We start from the raw sequence: 20,661 nt of genomic DNA, 5'->3' as shown, positions 1-20,661 counted from the left end.
TTCACTGCCGGTCGGCCGCGCCGGGAACGCGGGTGGTCAGCGCTCCTCGGTCGCGCGGTCGGTCTCCGCCACCGTCGCGCGGATCTTCCGTAGGGTGGCGTCCGGGGCTCGGATCGCGGCCCGCCAGCGGTCCAACGTCCGGGTGAGCACCCGGACCACGAACTGCAACTGGTTGACCTGTTCGCGGAGCACGCCCAGCTCGGATCGGGCGTTCAGCGCCTCGCCCTCCAGCTGGGTGATCCGGGTCTGCAACGGCTGCACCAGGGTGAGAGCGGCCTCGGTGAGGGTGTCGGCGGCGTCGGCCTTGAACTTGCCGCGCTGCACCACCACGGTGGCGATAGCGGCGAGGCCGGTGCTGCCACCGAGGATGCCGAGCACACTGAGCGCCAGCTGCACCCAGTGGGGTGCGGCCGGCGCCGGGGAGGTCATCACGTGACACCTGCCTCCAGGGGTTCGTAATTCAGGCATTCGCAAGCCCGGGCCAGGCGACGCAGGTCGACGGCGATCTGCGTGGCCCGCCACAGCGACCCGACCGTCACCGCGATGACGAACGACGTCGCGACGAGGGACTGTCGGCCCGACATGGTCACCAGGGCCACCGCGTACATGCCGGTGATCGTGCCGAGCACCAGCACCGACGCGAGTTCGAGGCCGAGCCCGGTGGAGAGCCGGCCGGGCCACAGGATGCCCAGCAACCCGCCCACACCCACCGCGATCAGCCCCAGCTCCCAGGCGGCCTGGATGGGCCCGGGCATGGCCGTCTGCACGGAGGTCGGCCGAACGTCGAGGGTCATCATCAGAACGCCGCAGACGGGTGCCGCGGTCAGGACGGCGATCTCGTACGGTTGGTGTCGGGATCGGATCCGGAGGGTTCCCACGGCAACTCCCTGGTCGAGGAACGGCCTCCCGCAGCGGCCCGACGCGTCGGTGCCGTCCGATCGCGACTGTGGAGCGGCATGCCGGCGCTGGTGCGGCGCGGTTGGACGGTCGTAAGGCGAGGAGAGGGATCGACTCGACGTCGTTGGCTGCCGGTTATCTGCCTGTGTATCACCGATGACCGGTTGTCGTCCACTGCGTGTCACGTCGCATTGCCGCAGGTCAGGGCCCGTTCGGGCCCGGTCGCCGCACGCTGGGCCGGATGGAGCGCGGCGGCCCGGCCACGCCACCATGATCGTTACCCCGGGTGTCGCCTATCTTACCCAAGGTGATGGTGGTGTGGTCGGGCCGCCGATCGGTCAGCGGTCGAGCAGCGCCCGCAGCTCCCGGACGACCTCGGCCGGCGCCTCCTCCGCCATGAAGTGCCCGGAGGTGACCGTCCGGTGCTCCAGGTCGGGTGCCCAGGCCCGCCACACCCCGGCCGCGTCGTAGCCCAGCGCGGCACCCCAGTCCTGCTGGAGCACCGTCACCGGCATGCGCAGCGTGTTGCCGGCCTCGCGGTCGGCGGTGTCGTGGACCACGTCGATGCCGGCCGACGCGCGATAGTCGGCGACGATCGAGGTCACCGCGTCACGCGACGCCCGCAGGTAGGCCGCCCGCACGTCCGCCGGCATCGCCGCCGGGTCACGGGTCCAGGCGTCGAGGAAGTGGCCGAAGAAGGCGTCCGGGCGGCCACCGATCAACTCCTCCGGCAGCCCGGGCGGCTGCGCCATGAGGTACAGGTGGAACGCGACAGCCGCGGAGGTGCCGTGCAGCACCCCCCACATGTCCAGGGTCGGCACCACGTCGAGCAACGCGAGCCGGCTGACCGACGCCGGGTGGTCCAGACCGGCGCGGAACGCCACGAGCGCACCCCGGTCGTGGCCCGCCAGCGCGAACCGTTCGTGGCCGAGCGCGCCGGCCAGCGCCACGACGTCGGCGGCCATGGTGCGCTTGGCGTACCCGGTGCCGTCGGTGTCGGCGGGCTTGTCGCTGTCGCCGTAGCCGCGCAGGTCTGGGCAGATCACCGTGTGGTCGGCGGCCAGGTCGGCGGCGACGTGCCGCCACATGAGGTGCGTCTGCGGAAAACCGTGCAGCAGCACGACAGCTGGTCCGGATCCGCCCACTGCGACGTTGAGCGCCACACCGTCCGCGACGCTCACGCGTCGGTAGTCGAATCCGTTGATCCTGGGGTCCACGGGAGAACCTCTCTGGTGAGCAGTGCCGGCTGGGGCGGTCGCCCCGCCTCGTCGTACGTGATCGAGCCTGCTCCGTGCCGATCAGCGGACGGTCAGCGTCGGATCAGCACCGGCCGGCCCTCGCCCCCGGGCGCGCCCTAGCCTGGTGCCATGACCAGGCAGTCGACGGCACCGGAGGCGGTGACCTTCGGCGTCCTCGGGCCGGTGACCGCCATGACGGAGCGCGGTCCGGCACCGCTGCGCGGACACCGACACCGCCTGGTGCTGGCTCGGCTGTTGATCGCCCACGGGCGGGTGGTGCCGGTGCGGCGTCTGGTCGACGACCTGTGGGAGGTCGCGCCGGAGGGCGCGCTGGGCGCGATCCGGACCTTCGTCGCCGATCTGCGCCGGGCCCTGGAGCCCGATCGGCCACCCCGGCAGCCGCCCCGGGTCCTGGTCACCGAGTCGACCGGGTACGTGCTGCGCGTCGCTCCGGACGCGGTGGACGCCGGCCGGTTCGAGGCGGCAGTCGGCGAGGCGGGCCGACTGCTCGCGGCCGGACGTCCCGAACCGGCGCTGACCGCCCTGGACGGCGCACTCCGGCTCTGGCGCGGGCCCGCGTACGCCGACTGCGCGAACGAGGTCTGGGCGGCTGCGGAGATCAACCGACTGAACGAGCTGCGGATGCTGGCCGTCGAGCGGCGGGCCGAGGCGTTGCTGGCCCTGGGCCGCCCGGACGAAGCCGCCGCCGACCTGCCGGCTCACCTGGCCAACCATCCGCTGCGGGAGGACGCCTGGCGGTTGCTCGCGGTGGCCCGGTACCGCGCCGGTCGGCAGGGGGACGCCCTCGCCGCGCTGCGCGAGGCACGTACCGTCCTGGTGGCCGAGCTGGGGGTCGACCCCGGGCCCGAGTTGCGGAGGTTGGAAGCCGACGTCCTGGCCCAGGCGCCGCATCTCACCCCGGCCCTCGACGCCGCCGCCACTCCCAGCCTCCGGGGGCCCGCAGGGGCCGAGCCGCCACGGCGGCGTCCGTTCGTCGGCCGATCCGGGGAGTTGGACCGGCTGTGGCACGCCGCCGAGACCGCACTCCGACGCCGCAGGCCCACCCTCGCGCTCCTCTCCGGCGACCCGGGTGCCGGCAAGACCGCGATGGCCGAGACGCTGGCCCAGCGGCTCGCCGCCGAGGGCTGGACCACGGCGTGGGGCCGCAGCCCGGAGTACGAGGGCGCACCGCCGGCCTGGCCGTGGACCCAGGTCAGCGACGCGCTCACCGGGCTGAGCGGCGAGGTGGGGGCCGACGACGACTCGGGCGACCTCGCCGGTGGGCGGTTCCGTCGCCACCGGGCGGTGGCGTCGGTGATCGCGTCGGGCGCCGAGCGAGGGCCGCTGCTCGTGGTCCTCGACGACCTGCACCGCGCCGACGGTGACACCCTGGACCTGCTGACCGCCCTGCTCACCGGTCCACACCCGGCCACCGGGCCGGTGCTCGTCCTCGGCACCTACCGGGCCACCGAGATCAGCCCGGAGCTGACCGCCGCGCTGGCCCGCGTCGCCGGGCTGGAGCCGACCCGGGAGTACCTCGCCGGCCTGTCCGCGTCGGCGACCGGCGAGTTGGCCCGCGCCGTCGTCGGCCCGGCACTCGCCCCGGCCACCGCCCGGTTGATCCACGACCGCAGCGGCGGCAACCCGTTCTTCGTCCGCGAGCTGGCCCAGTTGTACGCGAGCGAGGGGGAGGCCGCACTGGCCTCGGTGCCGCCCGGGGTACGCGACGTGATCCGACACCGGTCGGCCCAGCTACCCACGCCGACACGCACCGTCCTGCGGCAGGCCGCCGTGCTCGGCCGTGATCTCGACCTGGAGGTCCTCACCTCCCTGGCGGGGGATCCCGCGATGGTGCTGGACGCCGTCGACCGCGCCCTGCAGGCCGGCTTCCTCACCGAGCGGGAGCCCGACGGGCGGCTGCGCTTCACCCACATCCTGGTCCGCGACACGCTCTACGCCGACCTGTCCACACCCCGCCGGGCCGCCTGGCACGCCGCCATCGCCGAGGAGCTGCGACGACGAGACCCCGTCGAGCCCGCCGCGATGGCGTACCACCTGCTGCGCGCGGGCGGACGGGCCGCTGCCGGTCGCGCCGGGGCGTACGCCCGCACCGCCGCCGAGCAGGCCGAGCGCGGTGGGAACCCGCATGAGGCGGCCCGCCTGTGGGGGCAGGTGATCGAGGCGTACGACCACGCCGGCGGTGTCGAACAGCGCGAACGGCTGACCGCGCTGCTCGGACTGGGGCGCGCGCTGGCCGTGACCGGGAGGCTGGCCGAGGCGCGGGGGCGACGAGCCGAGGCGATCACCACCGCCCAGTCCCTCGGCGACCCGCTGCTGGTCGAGGAGGTGCTGGCCGGCTTCGACGTACCCGCCGTCTGGACGCGCAACGACGACGACAGGCTCTCCGGGCACATCGTCCGAGCCGCCGAGTTGGCCCTGACCGCTCTCGGTCCGACCGGCTCGGCCCGGCGCAGCCGACTGCTCAGCACCCTCGCGCTGGAGCTGCGCGGCACCACCACCGACAGTGGTCGCCGGGCGGCGTCCGAGGCCGAGACGATCGCCCGGACGATCGGCGACCCCGGGCTGCTGGCCTTCGCGCTCAACGCCCGCTTCATGCACACCTTCCAGCGCGTCGGCCTGGCGGCCGACCGGGCCCGGATCGGTGTCGAGCTGGTCGAACTCGCCGCCCGGCACCGGTTGGTGACCTTCGAGGTGCTCGGCCACCTCGTCCTGGTCCAGGCGTACTGCGCGCTGGCCGACCGGCCCGCCGCCGACGAGCACGCCCGCGCCGCCGACCGCCTCGCCGAGCGGTACGACCTGCCGTTGGTCGCCGTCTTCACCAGGTGGTTCGCCGCACTGCGCCGGGCCCTCGACGGGGAGTCGGCCGCGGCGGCGGACGCCTACCGCGAAGCGGCCGGCCGGCTGCCCGCCGACGGCATGCCGGGCCTGACCCGGGGGTTGCTTCCGCTCGCGCTGCTCGGCCTCCGGCTGGCCGACGCCGTCGACGACGGGGCCGACGGTGTCGACCAGCCGCTCCCCGGCCCGGGCGGGACCGACTGGGCGGGCCTGGACTGGGGGCCGCACGAGCCGTGGATCCGGCCGTTGCTGCTGCTGGCCGACGGCGACCGGGACGCCGCGGCAGCGGCCCTGTCGGCCCTTCCGGACGGGCCGCACGACCTTCTGCGGGAGGCGCGGCTCTGCCTCGTCGGCCAGGCGGCGCGTGCCCTCGGTGACCGGGACACGATGCAACGGGTCTACGTCGAACTGTCGCCGGCGGCGGAGGAACTGGCCGCCGGCAGCGGCGTGCTCACCGTCGGCCCGGTGGCCGGGCACCTCGCCGCCCTGGCGGCCGCGCTGGGCCGCGAAGAGGAGTCGGCAGCTCATCGCCGGGTCGCCCGCGCGGTCACCGCCCGGGGCCGCGCCGCCACCGCGACCCGCTGACCGCCGCCCACGGCTACTTGCCGATTCCCCTCGGAACCCGCCGGTGGGTGCGGTCAGATGGAACCACCGGCGCATCCACCGCCGGCGACGATCAAGGGGGTACGCTGTGCAGGCGCTCGTCATGATCGTGGTGCTGGGCGTCACCGTCCTGATCGGCACCACGCTCGGCGGACGGTACCGGGTGGCCCCGCCGGTCCTGCTCATCGCGTTCGGAGTGCTGCTCGGCCTGACGCCCCCGCTGTCCGACGTGGCACTGGAACCCGAGCTGGTGCTGCTGATCTTCCTCCCGGCGATCCTGTACCGGGAGAGCCTCACCATCAGTCTGCGCGAGATCCGGGCCAACCTCCCGGTGATCGGGTCACTCGCCGTGCTGCTGGTGGTGCTCACCCTGGTCACCGTGTCGTTCACCGCGCAGGCGTTGGGGGTGAACCCGGCCGCCGCCTGGGTGCTCGGGGCGGTCCTCGCCCCGACCGACGCCGCGGCGGTCACGGGGCTCGCGAAACGGCTGCCCCGAAAGCTGCTCACCACCCTGCACGCCGAGAGTCTGATCAACGACGGCACCGCCCTGGTGGTCTTCGCGGTCACCGTGGCTCTGCTCACCCACAGCGCGGAACCGGGCGTGCTGGGCATCGGTGAGGAGTTCGTCGGCGCCAGCGTCGGCGGCGTACTGGCCGGTGTGCTGGTGGGGGCGGCCGTGGTGCTGGTCCGCAAACGGCTCGACGACCCGCTTCGGGAGGGCGCGCTGAGCGTGCTCACGCCGTTCGCCGCGTTCCTGCTGGCCGACGCCGTGCACGCCAGCGGTGTGCTGGCGGTGGTGGTCTCCGGTCTGGTGCTGTCCTACGCCGGTCCACGGGTGATCCGCGCCCGGTCCCGGGTGCTGGCGTTCGCGTTCTGGGACCTGTCCACGTTCCTGATCAACGGTGGGCTGTTCGTCCTTCTCGGCACGCAGATACCCCGCGCGGTGCGGGGCATCACCAGCACCTCGCCCGGGCGCGCCCTGGTGATCGTGCTCGTGGTGACGCTCGTCGTCATCGGCACCCGGCTGTTCTTCGTCTACCTGACCGCGCAGATCGCGAGGCTGCGACGTCGCCGGATCATGGACCCGAGCCAGGGGCCCTCGGCCTGGCGGGTGGGGACAGTCGCCGGCTGGTCCGGGTTCCGGGGCGCGGTGTCGCTCGCCGCCGCCCTGGCCGTACCGACGGTGACCGTCGACGGTCAACCGGTGGTCGAGCGCGACCTGATCATCTTCGTCACCGCGCTGGTGATCGTGCTGATCATGCTGCTGCAGGGCGCCACCCTGCCGCTGGTCGTGCGCTGGGCGGGGCTGGTCGGCGACCCCGGACGCGTCGACGAGACCCGGCATGCCCAGCGCCGGGCCACCGAGGCGGGCCTCGCCGCTCTGCCGCAGGTGGCGGCCGAGGTCGGCGCGCAGGAGGAGTCGGTCCATCGGCTGCGAGCCGAGTACCAGCGGCACCTGGAGGACCTCAACGAGAGCGGCGGGAGCACCGCCGAGGAGCGGCGGCTGGAACGTCAGTTACGCCTGCGCGTCCTCGCCCACAAGCGTCGGGAGGTCACCCGACTGCGCGACAACCGGGAGATCGACGACCTGGTGTTGCAGGAACTCCAGGCCGCCCTGGACAACGAGGAGATCCGGCTGCTGGGGCGCGGACCCGATGAGTGATCACCGGGGAGCCGTGGCGGCTCAGCGCACCGGGGAGCCGTCGCGGCTCAGAGCACCTGGAACAGGAACCGGCGAAGCCGGGGGTGCTCGGCCCGTTCGAAGACCGCCTCGGGCGGCCCGGCCTCCAGCACGACTCCCCGGTCCATGAAGGCGACGGTGTCGGCGACCTGCCGGGCGAAGCCCATCTCGTGGGTGACCACCACCATGGTCATGCCCGCGGCGGACAGGTCGGCCATCACCCCGAGCACACCCTTGACCAGCTCCGGGTCGAGCGCCGAGGTGGCCTCGTCGAAGAGCATCACCTCGGGCCGCAGCGCCAGCGCCCGGGCGATCGCCACCCGTTGCTGCTGACCGCCGGAGAGCTGCGCCGGTCGTGCGTCGGCCTTGGCCGCCAACCCCACCAGGTCCAGTTGGGCCCGGGCGACGGCCTCCGCCTCGTCCTGGCCGAGCTTGCGCAGCCGGCGCAGTGCGAGGGTGACGTTGCGGAGCACGCTCATGTGCGGGAACAGGTTGAACTGCTGGAAGACCATCCCGACCCGCTGCCGCAGGCCGTCCGGGTCGTCGCCCAGCACGCTGCGCCCGTCCAACAGCACGTCGCCACGGTCCGGCTCGATCAGTCGGTTGACGGTGCGCAGGAGTGTGGACTTGCCGGACCCGGACGGGCCGATCACGCAGGCCGTCGCGCCGCGCGGCACGGTCAGGTCGACGCCGCGCAGCACCCGGTTCGGCCCGAAGGCGAGGTGCACGTCGCGGACGTCGAGGCTGACCGAGGTGGTGGTGTCGGTGGTCATCGCCGGTCTCCCTGAACGGTGGCGGGCAACGGGAGGTCGTCGTCCTCGTCGGTCGGCGCGGCGGCCGGCCGGCCGTGGCGCAGCCGCCTGTCGATCCAGTTGACGACGTGCGTCAGCGGTACCGTCAGCGCCAGGTAGAAGAGCCCGGCCAGGAGCAGCGCGGACTCGTTGCCGGTGGTGGCCGCGTAGTCCTGCCCGATCCGGAACAGCTCCCGTTGGCTGGCCACCAGGCCGAGGAAGTAGACCAGGCTGGAGTCCTTGATCAGCGCGATGAGCTGGTTGACCCAGGCCGGCAGGACCCGCCGGACGCCCTGCGGGATGATCACCAGCCGCATCGAGTCGCTCCAGGAGAAGCCGAGCGCGCGGGCGCCCTCCAACTGGGCGGCCTCCACCGATTGGATGCCGGAGCGGAAGATCTCCCCGATGTACGCGGCGGCGATCAGCGACAGCGCCAGGATCCCCAACGGGTAGGGGTCCGGACCCCAGACCTGCATGCCCAGCGGGGCCAGCCCGACGCCGATCAGCAGGATCGTCGCCGCGGCCGGCAGCCCCCGGAACACGTCGGTGTAGACGCGCGCCGGCCAGCGCAACCACCGGCTGCGGGAGATCCCGGCGACGGCCAGCAGCAGGCCCAGCACCGAGCCGAGCAGGGCGGCGGAGACCGCCAGGATCAGCGTGTTCGGTAACCCGACGGTCAGCATCTCGGGCAGCGCCTCGCGCATCGCGTCGAGGTCGAAGAACGTCTCCCAGAGGGTGCTCAACGGATCCATCGGTCGCCTCTCCTACCGTCCTGCTCGCTCGTCACCGCTCAGGAGGCGGCCGACGCCGACGGCGCGGCTGACGTGGCCGCCGACGGCGTGGCCGCGCCGCTGCCCGGCTTGAAGTCCGCCGGGATCGGGCGGCCCGGGTAGTACTGGGCCTGCAACCGGCTCCAGGTGCCGTCCGCGATGACCTCGTCGAGAGCCTTGTTCAGCGCCTCGCGCAGCTCGTCGCCGCCCTTCGCGACGGCGTACGCGGTCGGTGCCGGGCTGAGCTGCTTGGCCGCCACGGTGATCTTGCCGTTGCTGTCGGCGGCCGACTTCTCGCCGATCTCCGCCGGGGCGATCCACGCGTCGGCGGTGCCGGCCTTGAGCTGGTTGATCGCGCCGTTGTAGTCCGGCACCCGCACCGGGTCGAGCTGCTTGCCGGTGGCGTAGTCGTCCTGCACGGTGCCCTGCACCACCACGACCCGCTTGCCGGCGAGCTGGTCGAAGCCGGTGATCGGCGAGCCCGCCGGGACGTCCAGACCGAAGTAACCGAAGTCGTAGCCGTTGCCGAAGTCGACGGTCTTCTTCCGTGCCTCGGTGATGGTGATCGAGGAGCTGCCGACGTCGAACTTGTGGTTGTTGACCTGGGAGAGCAACGCCGAGAAGTCGGTGCCGACGAACTCGACGCGGAGGCCGAGCTTGCCGGCCACGGCGGTCAGTAGGTCGTTGTCGAAGCCGGTGAACCTGCCGTCCTTGAGGTACACGTTCGGCGGGGCGTCGGTGAGCGTGCCGGCCCGCAGCACGCCCGGCTGCGCCAGGCCGTACGGGTTGGCGCCGCTGTCGGACGAGCTGTCGCCGCCGCAGGCGGTGAGCGCGGTGGCGGCCAGGACGGCGGCTGCGCCCAGGGCGGTGGCACGGGTCAGGGCAGGAAGAAGTCGCACGGGTGTCTCCGAGAAGGTCGCGTACCGGCACGCACGGGATGTGCGTCGCCGGCGGTGCGCCCGATGGGCGTACCGGTGAGGGAGGTTCGGGAAGAGGGCTGCGCTAGTGCGTGCTGCCGCGACGACACGCGGCGCTGCACATTCGCATCATGTCCACGTGCCGTCGCCGGATCAGTGCCGGCGAGGGACGACCGACGCGGACGTCCGCGATGCCGGTCGGCGGGGCGGTGCTGAGGATGCGCATGGTTCTCCCGGGTCTGTGCTGACCTGGGTGCCAGGCCACGCTTGCACCGACGTCCTGTCGATGCCTGGTCTTCACCCGGGGCACCCCACCGCGGAGGAGGGTTGCCGGCCAGCGAGCCGGGGCTTCGCGCTGGCGCTCATGACCTGCGCCGAGGCTAGCAGCAGGCACGGGTGGGTCGTCCAGTCGTTATGACCACGCTCACCAGGGGAGACGGGTGGCCGGCACTCCGGTCAGCCGGCGTGCACGTGTGGCCGTCGGCGCGGATCGGGCTCGTGACGGCGCAGGATCTCCCGGGTGACGGAGGCGATCTCACCCTGCCCGAACGCCAGGTAGCGCAGGACGTTGCGGCCCGGGCCGCCCTCGGTCCACTCGAAGTAGATGTGGGGGCGCCGACCGGTCCGGTCCCGGATCTCCAGCAGCAGGGCGGCGAGCGCGTTGGGCACCGCGGAGCTGGTCACACTGAGCACCGAGTGGTGGCCGCCGACCAGGCGGCCGGTCACCACCAATTCGGTTTCGAAGTCCGACGGGTCGGTGACCCGCACCTCCACGAAGAGCACGTCGCCGGCGTCGGGGAAGTCGTTGTCCGCCATGGTCTGCGCCAGCTTGGCCTGGTACTCCGCCTCGTCCCGACCGTCCGGCTCGTGGGCGATGAGGCGGATCCGTCGTCCGTCACGCTCGCTGATCATCCGGGTCGCCACCGGGTCCAGCTCGACGCGGTCGACCCGCAGCTCGAAGGCGCGGGACAACCGGGAGAGCAGCGAGACCACGATGATCCCGCCGATGAAACAGGCCGCGATCTTGACGCCGTCGGGGCGTTCCACCACGTTCGCCAGCGTGGTGTAGACGAAGATCACCGCGATGGTGCCGAACGCGATCGTGCGGCCGCGCTGCCGGTGCCGCACCGCCGCGAGGGTCACGGCCGTCGCCGCCGAGGTGATCAACACCAGAACCCCTGTCGCGTACGCGCCACCCTGCGCGTCCACGCTGGCTTCGAAGACGACCGTGATCAGGAACGCCACCGCGGTGAAGACCAGCACCAGCGGCCGGACCGCCCGCGCCCAGGTCGGCGCCATGCCGTAGCGGGGCAGATAGCGGGGTACGAGGTTGAGCAGCCCGGCCATCGCCGACGCCCCGGCGAACCAGAGGATCCCGATGGTGGACAGGTCGTAGACGGTGCCGAACACCTCCCCGAGATGCGCGTGCGCCAGGTAGGCCAGTGCCCGGCCGTTCGCCGGCCCGCCGGGCTGGAACGCCTCCGGTGGGATCAGGATCGTGGTCGTCACGCTGCTGGTGATCAGGAAGACGCTCATGATCACGGCGGCGGTGGTGAGCAGGCGGCGAGCGCCACGGATGCGGCCCAGCGGTCGCGCCTCGGTGTCCCGCGGGTCGCCCCGCACGCTCGGCATCACGGCCACCCCGGTCTCGAAGCCGGAGAGACCCAGCGCCAACTTCGGGAAGACCAACAACGACAACGCGACCACCATCCACGGATCGCCGTGGCCGGTGGTCAACGCGGTGGTCCAGTCCTCGACCGCGCTCGGGTGCGTCACCACCCGCCACAGCGCGTCGGCGACCACCACCGCGTTCAGCGTCAGGTAGACCGCGACCAGGACGACGGCGATCCCGATGGCCTCGGTGAATCCCTTGAGGAACACCGCGCCCAGCAGTGCCACGAGCAGCAGCGTGAGCAGCACCTCGTGCCCCTTGAGCGCGCTCGGCCAGAACGGGTTCTCGTCGATGTGCGCGGTCGCGTCGGCGGCCGAGAGGGTGATGGTGATGATGAAGTCGGTGGCCGCGAAGCCGAGCAGCACCAGCACCAGCAGTTTGCCCGGCCAGTAGCTCAGCAGGCGTACCAGCATCGCGATGGAACCCTCACCGTGTGGGCTCTCCGCCGCCACCCGTCGGTAGACCGGCAGCGCGCCCAGCAGGGTCACCAGCACCAGCACCAGGGTCGCCACCGGCGAGAGCGCCCCGGCGGCGAGGGCCGCGATGCCCGGCTGGTAGCCCAACGTCGAGAAGTAGTCGACACCGGTCAGGCACATCACCTTCCACCAGGGGTGGTGCCGGTGCTCCGGTGGACGCCCGTGCGGCCCCGGGTGCTGCACGGGTTCCTCCGCGCCGGCACGCAGCAGCCACTCCCGCAGCCGGCCCGCGCGTCCGTCGACCTCCACCGGCGCGCCCCCGTCATACCGCCCCTGGTCACCGTGAGTATCCGCCCTGGGCGACGCGCCCGTCCGCCGGTGCGCGGAACCCACCTCGCCCCACTGCGGGTTTCGCGCTCGGGACACCGGGGAAGCAGCGCCCCCGGGTTGGCGGGAGTGTGCCGGACCGGGCCTCACTGGGGAGGGGACAGGGGCATGGTCGGTGGCCGTCGCTTCCGCCCGGGTGGTGGCTTCGGTCGCCAACTCGACGAGTACGAGACCACTGTCGGCGTGCCACCGTCCACGGAGCCGCCCGCTCCGCCCGCCGGTGGCCTGGTGGACAGCGCCGTCTACCTCCACGGGCACCGGTTCGCCTCGCCGTCCGGCCTGGCCGAGACGTACCGCTGCCTACAGGAGCAGGACGGCGCGATGGCCTGGATCGGGCTGTACCGGCCCGACATCGAGCAGATCACCTCGCTGGCGCGGGAGTTCCGGCTGCACGACCTGGCGGTCGAGGACGCGATCAACGCCCACCAGCGGCCCAAGCTGGAACGCTACGGCGAGACGCTGTTCGTGGTGCTACGCGCCGCCCGCTACGACGACCTTCGGGAGGAGGTCGAGTTCTCCGAGTTGCACCTGTTCATCGGGCCGGGTTTCGTGATCACCGTCCGGCACGGTGAGGCACCGGATCTGGCCGCGGTGCGGCGGCGCATGGAGGTCGAGGCGCAGATGCTCGCCCGGGGCCCCGACGCGGTCCTGTACGCGATCCTCGACCAGGTCGTCGACGGGTACGCGCCGGTCGTGGCCGGGCTGGAGAACGACATCGACGAGATCGAGACCCAGGTGTTCGGCGGCGACCCGAACGCGAGCCGGCGCATCTACGGTCTGAGCCGGGAGGTGATCCAGTTTCAGCGCGCCGCGCGACCCCTGCTCGCGGTGCTCGACGCGCTGGCCGACGGCGCGGGCGGTGCCGACACGGACGAGGAGCTGCGCCGCTATCTGCGGGACGTGACCGACCACCTGACCCAGGTGGTGGAACGCGTCGACGGGTTTCGGCACCTGTTGCAGAACATCCTCACCGTCAACGCCACACTCGTCTCGCAGCAGCAGAACGAGGAGATGCGGAGCCTCACGGCGGCCAGTTACGCGCAGAACGAGGAGCTGAAGAAGGTCTCGTCCTGGGCGGCGATCCTGTTCGCTCCCACGCTCATCGGCACCGTGTACGGAATGAACTTCGTCCACATGCCGGAGTTGCACTGGCGCTTCGGTTACCTGTTCGCGCTGCTGTTGATGCTGCTGGTCTGCGGGACCCTCTATCTGATCTTCAAGCGGCGCGGCTGGCTGTGAGCCGCCCGGCGGGGATCACTCGATGCCGCGCAGGATGTGCCGCTCGTCCTCGATGTCGTCGTCGCCGGCGCTGATCCGGCCGAGCAGGACGGCGGCGGCCCAGATGGTCAGGGGCGTGGCCGCCCCGGTCAGGCCGCCGGCGGTCCGGTCGTCCCGGGTCTGGCTCCGCTCCGCTCGCGGTGGCCTGCGCTGAGCCTGCATAGGCACTGCCCCTCTCGTGGAGGCCGCCGAGGGCGGCGCGGCGGGAGCCCCGCGCCACAGGCCGGGCGAACCACGCTCGGCAGGACGGCATCTACGTCGAACCATCCCACGTCAGAGCGCATAATCACCGCTTGTTTTCAGTTTCCCGACTGACGCCCGCCAAACCGGACATTTCCGCAAAGCGTCAGGGGAGCGGGTGGGCGATGCCCCGCGCGTGGTCGGTGAGGGCCGCCCCGACCACTGTCGCGCTCAGCGGCAACACCTCCAGGCAGCGGCGCACCGCGGCGGCCATCAGCGCGTTCGGCACCCGCATGGAGAGCGTGCAGTGCGGCACCCAGCGGCCCGGCTGGTAGTGCTCGGTCAACGGGATGCCGGCGGCGGTGAGCCGGTCGTGGACCGTGCGGTGGTGGGCCAGTAGCTCCGGGGTGGGCGTCGGGCCGAGCCAGAGCACCCGACCGACGAACTGGCCGGCGTGCTGGAATTCGAGCCGTAGGGGAGCGGCCACCACCGTGCCGTGCAGGGCCGCGGCGACCGCCTCCGGATCGAAGCGGGGCGCCACCGCCAACGAGACGTGCGGACGGTGACGTTGCTCCAGCAGTGAGCGCATGCTCTGCACGCCCTCGGTCTCCAGCGCGTCCCACAGCACCCGGATCCGGCGGGTGGCGTCCGGGTCCAGGTACAACTCCACCGCCGCGACCATTCGATCACCGTACTGGCCGAGGTTTGGGCACCCGCCCTCGGCGGTACCTGACCGGAAACCGACCAGGAGGCGTGCCCGGTGGACGTGAGTGATCTGTTGACCGAAACCTACGACCGGCTGCCCGACCTCGTCCGCGCGGCGGTGGACGGCCTCAGCCCGGAGCATCTGCGCCACCAACCGGCAGGGGGCCACAACTCGATCGGCTGGCTGGTCTGGCACCTCACCCGGGTGCAGGACCATCACGTCGCCGAGCTGCTCGACGCCGAGCAGATCTGGGTGAGTGGCGACTGGGCCGGACGGTTCGGCCTCACCGCCGACCCCGACGACACCGGCTACGGGCATTCACCCGCGCAGGTCGCGGCGGTACGGCCGGAGAGCGCGCAGGCGTTGATCGACTACTACGGGGCGGTCGCGTCGCGTACCGGAGAGTTCCTGGCCGGTCTGCGCCCGGCGGACCTGGACCGCGTCGTGGACGAGGCGTGGGACCCGCCGGTGACCCTCGGCGTCCGGCTGGTCAGCGTCGCCGAGGACGACCTGCAACACGTGGGTCAGGCCGCCTACCTGCGCGGACTGCTCGAAACCGGTTGACCGGGCCGGCACCTCCCGTGGCTTCACCCGTTTCGGATGAGGCGGCCTCACCCGCGAGCGGGTGATCCTGCGGAGAACCGTGGGGAGGGGACCTGATGGGCGCGACGGCAGAGCAGTACCTGCGACAGTTGGACGCCGGTCGGCGCCCCGACCTGCCGGAGACCACAGCGGGCACGCTGCGGCTGGACGTCCGCGGCGACGGCTTCACCGACCACTGGTACCTGACCGTCGCCGATCAGCACGTCCGGGTGACCCGCTCGGCTGACGACGCCGACCTGGTGGTCCGCGCGGACCGCTGGGTGTTCGACCGCATGGTCAACGGTGAGCTGCATCCCGGCGCCGCGATGCTGCGCAACGAGCTGACGATGCGGGGCGAGATGCGCCTGCTGCTGGTGCTGCGGCGAATCTTCGCCGGCCCGGCCGACGCCCGCCACCCTCGGGAGCTGGGCCGGGCCGCCCTGGCGGGTCGGGCCGCGCCGGCCGCTCGGGGGGGTCGGTCGTGAAGCAGGAACTGTTGCACGTCATCGCCGGCAACGTGTTCGCCATCAGCGACGCCCAGGGGGACATCGAGGCCGACGCGCGGACACCCGTCGGTCTCTTCGCGTACGACACCCGTTTCCTGTCGCACTGGGTGCTCACCATCGACGGCGAACGGATCAACGCGTTGTCCCGTGACGACATGACGTATTTCGAGACCCGGTTCTTCCTGGTCCCCGGTGCGGCGAGCCACTACGTCGACGCCGACGTGTCGATCATCCGGCACCGCTCGATCCACGACTGTGCCCACGAGAACATCACCGTGCTCAACCACTCGCCGGAGACGGCCGAGTTCACCGTGCGGTTGGAGATGGGCAGCGACTTCACCGACATCGCGGAGATCGGTCATCTCCGGCGGCGGGTCGTCGAGGTCACCCCCGACTCGGCCAAGCGCCAGCTCGTGCTGCGCTACCAGCGGCAACGGTTCGTCCGCCAGACCACAGTGCAGAGCACCGCTCCGGTCGAGGTGGACGAGCAGGGGATGACGTTCCGGATCCGGGTGCCCCCGGATGGCAAGTGGGAGACCGACCTGCACATCGCCATGAACATGGGCGGCGAAGGCGGCCGGGACGTACGCGCCTCCCTGGAGTCGCACCAGCGGGCCGTGCGGGGCGGGATGCGTGAGGACCTGGCGGACTGGATGGGCCGGGCTCCGACGCTGGTCGCCGAACGCGACGGTCTGGAGGAGATGTACCGGGGAGCCCTGGCCGACCTGGCGGCGCTGCGGTACAAGCCGTGGTCGTTGCGCGAACGGGTGCCGATCGCCGGTCTGCCGTGGACGATGTGGTTGTGCGGACGGCACAGCATCATCACCTGCCTGCAGACGATGGCGTTCACCCCCGAGTTGGCTCCCGCGACACTGCGGATGCTGGCGTTCCTCCAGGGTGCTCGACTCGACGACGACCTGGACGAGGAGCCGGGCAAGATCCTGGCCCACCTGCGCTACGGCGAGTCCGGCGCGTTCGGCGACCGGGCGAACGCGTTGTACTACGGCGCGGCGGACACCACCCCGCTCTTCGTGATCCTGCTCGACGAGTACGAGCGTTGGTCCGGTGACGCGGACCTGGTGCACGAACTGCGCCAACCGGCCCGCATGGCGTTGGACTGGATCGACGAGTACGGCGACCTGACCGGAGACGGCTACGTGCGCTACCAGACGCGCAACGACCGCAGCGGCGCGATCAACCAGTGTTGGAAGGACACGCCGGACGCGATCACGGACGCGCACGGCCAGGAACCCGCCTTCCCCCGCGCCACCTGCGAGTTGCAGGGCTACGCGTACGACGCGAAGAGGCGTGGCGCCCGGCTGGCGCGGGAGTTCTGGGGCGACCCCGCGTACGCCGACCGGCTGGAGCGGGAGGCCGCGGCGCTCAAGGAACGCTTCAACCGGGACTTCTGGCTGCCGCACCAGGAGTACTACGCGTTGGCCCTCGACCCGTACGGCGAGCCGGTCGACGCGTTGTCGTCCAACATGGGGCACCTGCTGTGGAGCGGGATCGTCGCGGACGACCGCGCCGGTTTCGTCGCCGAGCACCTGGTCGGGTCGCGGTTGTTCAGCGGTTGGGGGGTGCGGACCTTCGCCACCGGGCAGCGGCCGTACAACCCGATGGGGTCACACCTGGGCGCGGTGTGGCCGGCGGACAACGCCCTGATCGCCGCCGGGCTGCGCCGCTACCGGTTCGACGCCCACGCGGCCACGATCGCGGCCGGCGTCTTCGACCTGGCACAGACCCTCGGTGGCGCGGTGCCGGAGATGATCGCCGGCCACGATCGGTCCCTGACCAAGTATCCCGTCCAGGTGCCGGCGGCCGGTCGCCCGCAGGCGTGGTCGTCGGGGGCGTTGCTGATGCTGCTGGGCACCATGCTGGGGCTGCGACCCACCGGCGACAACCTGCTGGTCAACCCGGCGGTGCCGGAGGGATTCGGTCGGTTGGAGCTGCTCGACATCCCGGGCCGCTGGGATCGCTCCGACGCGTACGCGAGGGACCGGACCACAGCGCACCGCCACCGCCTGCCTTGAGTGGCCGAGAGACGTCCGTCAGCCCATGGTCCGGGCGCCGTCGATCGACTCCCGCAGGATGTCGGCGTGCCCCGCGTGCTGGGACGTCTCGGCGATCAGGTGCAGCAACACCCGCCGAACCGTCCAGCTCGCGCCCGGCTCGAACCAGGGCGCCTGCGGCAACGGGTGCGCCGCGTCCAGGTCGAGGGTCGTGAGCAGCTCGTCGGTGTGGTCGGCCACCTCCTGGAAACGTGCGACCAGCCCGGCCAGGGTCTCGCCCGGTGCCATCCGGAACTGACCGACCCAGTCGACCTCGGCGCGCTCCATCGCCTCCGCGCCGCCCTCGGCGAAGAGCATCCAGCGGTGCTCGACGTTGGTCACGTGCTTGACGAGGCCACCGAGGCAGAGCCCGCTGACGGTGGGACGGGCCGCCGCCTGCTCGTCGGTGAGCCCGTTGACCGTGTGCAGGAGGAAGCCCCGGTGCTTGCGCAGTGTCTCTAGCAGATCGGCCCGCTCACCGGTGAGCTGCTCGATGCCGGTCATGGCGCCACCCCTCGTCGCTGTCCGTTCGAACCTCGGGTGTCACCGTAGAACGGGGCACCGACACTTTCCGGCCCCGACACCGCCAGCGGTTGCCGATCCACGCCCGTGGTTGTCCACTGAATGACATGGGTGTCATCAAGGTGGGCACGTCGTCCTGGGCGGACCAGTCGTTGCTGCGCTCCGGGTGGTACCCGCGATCGGCCAACACGCCGGCCCGCCGGCTGGGCTTCTACGCGGGGCGGTTCCCACTGGTCGAGGTGGACACGTCCTACTACGCGGTCCCGGTCCCCGAGACCACCCACGGCTGGGTCGACGCCACTCCGGACGACTTCACGTTCGACGTCAAGGCCTTCAGCCTCTTCACCGGTCACCCGACGCCGGTCGCCGCGCTGCCCCGGGACCTACGCCCGGCCGCCGGCCCGAGCCGGATCCGCCGACGCGACCTGCCGCCGCAGGCGTACGACGAGCTGTGGGCCCGCTTCCGTGCGGCCCTCGACCCGATCGCGGCGGCCGGCAAGCTGGGCGCGGTGATGGTGCAGTTTCCGCCGTGGCTGGTGCGCAGCGCCGCCGCCGAGCGCCGGATCGTGGAGCTGGCGCAGCGCTGCCGGCCGTGGCGGGTCGGCGTGGAGCTGCGGCACGGGTCCTGGTTCGACGGCCCGGCGGCAGCGGACACGCTGGATCTGTTGCGCGAACACGACCTGTCCCTGGTCTGCGTGGACATGCCGCAGGGGCACCCCTCGTCGGTGCCCCCGATCCTGACCACGACGGCGCAGCCGGCGATCGTCCGGTTCCATGGCCACAGTGCGGCGTGGGGCGGCGGTGACAAGCAGGAGAAGTTCCGGTACGCGTACGCCGAGGACGAACTCCGGCACTGGGCCGGGCTGCTGGCCGAGGTGGCCGCCGACGCCGACGACCTGCACGTGCTGTTCAACAACTGCTGCGCCGGGCAGGCCCAACGCGATGCCACCCGGCTGGCGCAACTGCTCCACGAGACGATGATCGACGACCGGGCGCCGGCCACGTCGGCCACCGGCTGACGGCTCCTAGGAGCGCCGGCCCCGGGCGCGCAACGCGTCCTGCGTCGACTCGCCGATGTCGGCGTCGTCGGGGAAGGTCCGTCCGCTGGGCGCGGGATCCGGTGGGGCGCCCGGTCCGGCCATCGGGGCACGGGTGGGTTCCACCGAGCCGAAACCGTGCCGTCCGGCCGGGTCGTGGCGGCCCGTCGGGGCGCCCGCGCGCCGCTCCCCGCGCCGTCCCTCGGGCACCGCGGTCTCCTCGCTGCCCTCGTCCATCGGCGAGTCCTCGTCAGTGCCCCAGGGCGCGTCGGCGTCGAAGCCGTCGCCGGTGCCCCACGGATTCACCGCCTCCGGCTCCAGCCGGTCGTCGTCGCCCCTGCGTCCCTCGTGCGCCGCCATGGCCACCCCGCTCGTCGGTCCGCCGGAACCGGCGGACGATGTGCCGTCCCCGCGCGTCCGCCGAAAGCGGCGGACCGAACGGGACGATGTGCCGTCCTGCGCGTCCGCGTCGCCGCGGGCCACCGTCGTCACGCCGACGAGCCCGCGGAGGGCCGGAGAGCGCCCCGCCGTCGAGGTGGCGGCGGGACGCTCACCGGTCCGACGTTCAGCGTCCGGCCATCGCCATCGGCCGCTTGCCGTTGCTCATCCCGGCCATCTTGATCATCGTCTTCGAGGCGCCCCTCATCCCACCGGCCCGGCCGAGCATCCCCCGGAACACCTGCCCCGGCTTCTGCTGCTCACCCATGTACGCGGTGACCACCACCAGGGTCCCGGTCAGCGCCGGGATGGCCCACTGGAGCAGCTTCATCTGCCGCTGCGAGGAGGCCACGCCGGCCGGCGTCTGGTGGTTCGGCTCAGTGGCGCCGCTCACCGACGGGCCGCCGGCCTTCTCCAATCGCATGCCGACCAGTCGGCTGTAGCCGGTCACCGCCAGCGCGCCGATCGTCAACGCGGTCTTGATGGCGCTGGCGCGGCCGACGCCGGACTGTGCCGCCACCCGTGGGCTCTCCGTCACCAGTTCGCCGACCGCGCCGGCCAGGTGGGCGCCGATCGCCGCCGCGTTGACCGGGGTCCACTTGGACCATCCCGCCGACGCGACCGGGAGTCGCTGGGTCGAGTCGCTGATCTTCGCCGCTGCGCCGTTGACGCCGAAGGCACCCATGAGGGAGCCGCCGAACCAGGCCGCCAGGCCCAGATCGTGCATCGAACGCAGTGCGGTGTGCCGTTCGGACATGTGATCCCCTTCCGCCGTGTCGGGCGGTGCGGCTTACCCGCCGCTCGGGCGGCTAACCCCGCCCCGCACGGGCCGATCCGCTGCCGTACCGGCAGGTGGGGGACGTTGCGGGCGTCGTGGGTCGGGTCGCCCCCGGCAGGAGTCCTTCGCGCGATGGCGGGTACCTCCGCAAGCGACGCCGACGAGAGGGGAACGCGATGTCGCAGCCGGACGAGAGCCGGGAGAAGACCCCCAAAACAGACGCCGTGCTCATGCACCCCGACAACGACCCGCACCGGAACACGGCTGAGGTCGCGCCGCGCAGGGACCACGCCGCGATCCAGGTGGAACGCGACGACGAGCTGGTGCCGCTGGACCAGGACGAGTGAGCCGCCCG

General features: G+C 72.3%; 20 protein-coding genes and 1 riboswitch. Of the genes, 8 read left to right on the top strand and 12 right to left on the bottom strand.

The features are described 5' to 3' along the window. Positions 1-36: 36 nt before the first annotated feature. The 3 genes from O7617_RS02635 to O7617_RS02625 form a co-directional block, all read right to left on the bottom strand. Positions 37-429, bottom strand: a complete 393-nt coding sequence (locus O7617_RS02635; protein WP_282261250.1) for a hypothetical protein — start codon at positions 427-429, stop codon at positions 37-39. Further along, the gene (locus O7617_RS02630; RefSeq protein WP_282261249.1) at positions 429-878 is read right to left on the bottom strand and encodes a hypothetical protein; all 450 of its coding nucleotides are present in this window, start codon (positions 876-878) and stop codon (positions 429-431) included. Before O7617_RS02630 ends, O7617_RS02635 begins: the two co-directional genes overlap by 1 nt. A gap of 357 nt (positions 879-1,235) precedes the next feature. Continuing rightward, the gene (locus tag O7617_RS02625) at positions 1,236-2,114 is read right to left on the bottom strand and encodes an alpha/beta hydrolase (RefSeq protein WP_282261246.1); all 879 of its coding nucleotides are present in this window, start codon (positions 2,112-2,114) and stop codon (positions 1,236-1,238) included. 150 nt (positions 2,115-2,264) lie between these two features. Here O7617_RS02625 and O7617_RS02620 point away from each other — a divergent pair, with 150 nt between their 5' ends. Both O7617_RS02620 and O7617_RS02615 read left to right on the top strand, forming a co-directional pair. Then, a complete protein-coding gene (locus O7617_RS02620) occupies positions 2,265-5,576 on the top strand; it encodes a BTAD domain-containing putative transcriptional regulator (RefSeq protein WP_282261245.1) in 3,312 nt (1,103 codons plus the stop codon). Positions 5,577-5,682: 106 nt separating this feature from the next. After that, positions 5,683-7,257 (top strand): Na+/H+ antiporter, encoded by a 1,575-nt coding sequence (locus tag O7617_RS02615; RefSeq protein ID WP_282261244.1) that lies wholly within the window; start codon positions 5,683-5,685, stop codon positions 7,255-7,257. Positions 7,258-7,304: 47 nt separating this feature from the next. On the opposite strand, the gene O7617_RS02610 is transcribed toward O7617_RS02615, so the two are convergent. The 4 genes from O7617_RS02610 to O7617_RS02595 form a co-directional block, all read right to left on the bottom strand. Beyond that, positions 7,305-8,048, bottom strand: a complete 744-nt coding sequence (locus tag O7617_RS02610) for an amino acid ABC transporter ATP-binding protein (RefSeq protein WP_282261243.1) — start codon at positions 8,046-8,048, stop codon at positions 7,305-7,307. Continuing rightward, positions 8,045-8,818, bottom strand: a complete 774-nt coding sequence (locus tag O7617_RS02605; RefSeq protein ID WP_282261242.1) for an amino acid ABC transporter permease — start codon at positions 8,816-8,818, stop codon at positions 8,045-8,047. The genes O7617_RS02610 and O7617_RS02605 overlap by 4 nt, the downstream gene beginning before the upstream one ends. A gap of 38 nt (positions 8,819-8,856) precedes the next feature. After that, the gene (locus O7617_RS02600; RefSeq protein ID WP_282261241.1) at positions 8,857-9,735 is read right to left on the bottom strand and encodes an ABC transporter substrate-binding protein; all 879 of its coding nucleotides are present in this window, start codon (positions 9,733-9,735) and stop codon (positions 8,857-8,859) included. A 276-nt stretch (positions 9,736-10,011) separates the two neighbouring features. Further along, positions 10,012-10,123, bottom strand: a riboswitch (SAM riboswitch). An 86-nt stretch (positions 10,124-10,209) separates the two neighbouring features. Further along, the gene (locus tag O7617_RS02595) at positions 10,210-12,150 is read right to left on the bottom strand and encodes an amino acid transporter (protein ID WP_282261239.1); all 1,941 of its coding nucleotides are present in this window, start codon (positions 12,148-12,150) and stop codon (positions 10,210-10,212) included. A 186-nt stretch (positions 12,151-12,336) separates the two neighbouring features. Here O7617_RS02595 and corA point away from each other — a divergent pair, with 186 nt between their 5' ends. Further along, on the top strand, positions 12,337-13,467 hold the full coding sequence (gene corA, locus O7617_RS02590; protein ID WP_282261238.1) for a magnesium/cobalt transporter CorA: 1,131 nt from the start codon (positions 12,337-12,339) through the stop codon (positions 13,465-13,467). Positions 13,468-13,482: 15 nt separating this feature from the next. On the opposite strand, the gene O7617_RS02585 is transcribed toward corA, so the two are convergent. Continuing rightward, entirely contained in the window at positions 13,483-13,668 is a 186-nt protein-coding gene (locus tag O7617_RS02585; RefSeq protein ID WP_282261237.1) for a hypothetical protein, read from the bottom strand. Between the two features lie 184 nt (positions 13,669-13,852). Beyond that, positions 13,853-14,368, bottom strand: coding sequence for a 2'-5' RNA ligase family protein (locus O7617_RS02580; RefSeq protein ID WP_282261236.1), 516 nt, complete (start codon positions 14,366-14,368; stop codon positions 13,853-13,855). A gap of 78 nt (positions 14,369-14,446) precedes the next feature. Here O7617_RS02580 and O7617_RS02575 point away from each other — a divergent pair, with 78 nt between their 5' ends. From O7617_RS02575 to O7617_RS02565, 3 genes are all read left to right on the top strand, one after another. After that, complete coding sequence (locus O7617_RS02575; RefSeq protein ID WP_282261235.1) at positions 14,447-14,956, top strand: DUF664 domain-containing protein; 510 nt, start codon at positions 14,447-14,449, stop codon at positions 14,954-14,956. A gap of 95 nt (positions 14,957-15,051) precedes the next feature. After that, positions 15,052-15,459, top strand: a complete 408-nt coding sequence (locus tag O7617_RS02570; RefSeq protein ID WP_282261233.1) for an SCP2 sterol-binding domain-containing protein — start codon at positions 15,052-15,054, stop codon at positions 15,457-15,459. Then, entirely contained in the window at positions 15,456-17,513 is a 2,058-nt protein-coding gene (locus tag O7617_RS02565) for a glycogen debranching N-terminal domain-containing protein (RefSeq protein WP_282261232.1), read from the top strand. The genes O7617_RS02570 and O7617_RS02565 overlap by 4 nt, the downstream gene beginning before the upstream one ends. A gap of 18 nt (positions 17,514-17,531) precedes the next feature. On the opposite strand, the gene O7617_RS02560 is transcribed toward O7617_RS02565, so the two are convergent. After that, positions 17,532-18,035 (bottom strand): DinB family protein, encoded by a 504-nt coding sequence (locus tag O7617_RS02560; protein WP_282261231.1) that lies wholly within the window; start codon positions 18,033-18,035, stop codon positions 17,532-17,534. A 125-nt stretch (positions 18,036-18,160) separates the two neighbouring features. Between O7617_RS02560 and O7617_RS02555 the strand changes: the two genes are divergently transcribed. Then, the gene (locus tag O7617_RS02555) at positions 18,161-19,072 is read left to right on the top strand and encodes a DUF72 domain-containing protein (RefSeq protein WP_282261228.1); all 912 of its coding nucleotides are present in this window, start codon (positions 18,161-18,163) and stop codon (positions 19,070-19,072) included. A gap of 6 nt (positions 19,073-19,078) precedes the next feature. Here O7617_RS02555 and O7617_RS02550 read toward each other — a convergent pair whose 3' ends face one another. Beyond that, positions 19,079-19,450 (bottom strand): hypothetical protein, encoded by a 372-nt coding sequence (locus tag O7617_RS02550; RefSeq protein ID WP_282261226.1) that lies wholly within the window; start codon positions 19,448-19,450, stop codon positions 19,079-19,081. A gap of 205 nt (positions 19,451-19,655) precedes the next feature. After that, complete coding sequence (locus tag O7617_RS02545; protein WP_282261225.1) at positions 19,656-20,285, bottom strand: hypothetical protein; 630 nt, start codon at positions 20,283-20,285, stop codon at positions 19,656-19,658. 197 nt (positions 20,286-20,482) lie between these two features. Here O7617_RS02545 and O7617_RS02540 point away from each other — a divergent pair, with 197 nt between their 5' ends. Further along, positions 20,483-20,653 (top strand): hypothetical protein, encoded by a 171-nt coding sequence (locus tag O7617_RS02540; protein WP_282261224.1) that lies wholly within the window; start codon positions 20,483-20,485, stop codon positions 20,651-20,653. Positions 20,654-20,661 lie beyond the last annotated feature (8 nt).

The sequence above is a fragment of the Micromonospora sp. WMMD1155 genome, from assembly GCF_029581275.1.
Taxonomy (GTDB): domain Bacteria; phylum Actinomycetota; class Actinomycetes; order Mycobacteriales; family Micromonosporaceae; genus Micromonospora.
Note: the sequence above shows the minus strand (reverse complement) of the source record. Positions and strands in the feature narration are given on the sequence as shown.

Excerpts from the sequence above, each read along its gene's own strand:
- O7617_RS02635 (WP_282261250.1), bottom strand. The coding sequence starts at position 429 with ATGACCTCCCCGGCGCCGGCCGCACCCCACTGGGTGCAGCTGGCGCTC.
- O7617_RS02620 (WP_282261245.1), top strand. The coding sequence starts at position 2,265 with ATGACCAGGCAGTCGACGGCACCGGAGGCGGTGACCTTCGGCGTCCTC.
- O7617_RS02610 (WP_282261243.1), bottom strand. The coding sequence starts at position 8,048 with ATGACCACCGACACCACCACCTCGGTCAGCCTCGACGTCCGCGACGTG.
- O7617_RS02605 (WP_282261242.1), bottom strand. The coding sequence starts at position 8,818 with ATGGATCCGTTGAGCACCCTCTGGGAGACGTTCTTCGACCTCGACGCG.
- corA (WP_282261238.1), top strand. The coding sequence starts at position 12,337 with ATGGTCGGTGGCCGTCGCTTCCGCCCGGGTGGTGGCTTCGGTCGCCAA.
- O7617_RS02585 (WP_282261237.1), bottom strand. The coding sequence starts at position 13,668 with ATGCAGGCTCAGCGCAGGCCACCGCGAGCGGAGCGGAGCCAGACCCGG.
- O7617_RS02580 (WP_282261236.1), bottom strand. The coding sequence starts at position 14,368 with ATGGTCGCGGCGGTGGAGTTGTACCTGGACCCGGACGCCACCCGCCGG.
- O7617_RS02570 (WP_282261233.1), top strand. The coding sequence starts at position 15,052 with ATGGGCGCGACGGCAGAGCAGTACCTGCGACAGTTGGACGCCGGTCGG.
- O7617_RS02560 (WP_282261231.1), bottom strand. The coding sequence starts at position 18,035 with ATGACCGGCATCGAGCAGCTCACCGGTGAGCGGGCCGATCTGCTAGAG.
- O7617_RS02555 (WP_282261228.1), top strand. The coding sequence starts at position 18,161 with ATGGGTGTCATCAAGGTGGGCACGTCGTCCTGGGCGGACCAGTCGTTG.
- O7617_RS02550 (WP_282261226.1), bottom strand. The coding sequence starts at position 19,450 with ATGGCGGCGCACGAGGGACGCAGGGGCGACGACGACCGGCTGGAGCCG.
- O7617_RS02545 (WP_282261225.1), bottom strand. The coding sequence starts at position 20,285 with ATGTCCGAACGGCACACCGCACTGCGTTCGATGCACGATCTGGGCCTG.
- O7617_RS02540 (WP_282261224.1), top strand. The coding sequence starts at position 20,483 with ATGTCGCAGCCGGACGAGAGCCGGGAGAAGACCCCCAAAACAGACGCC.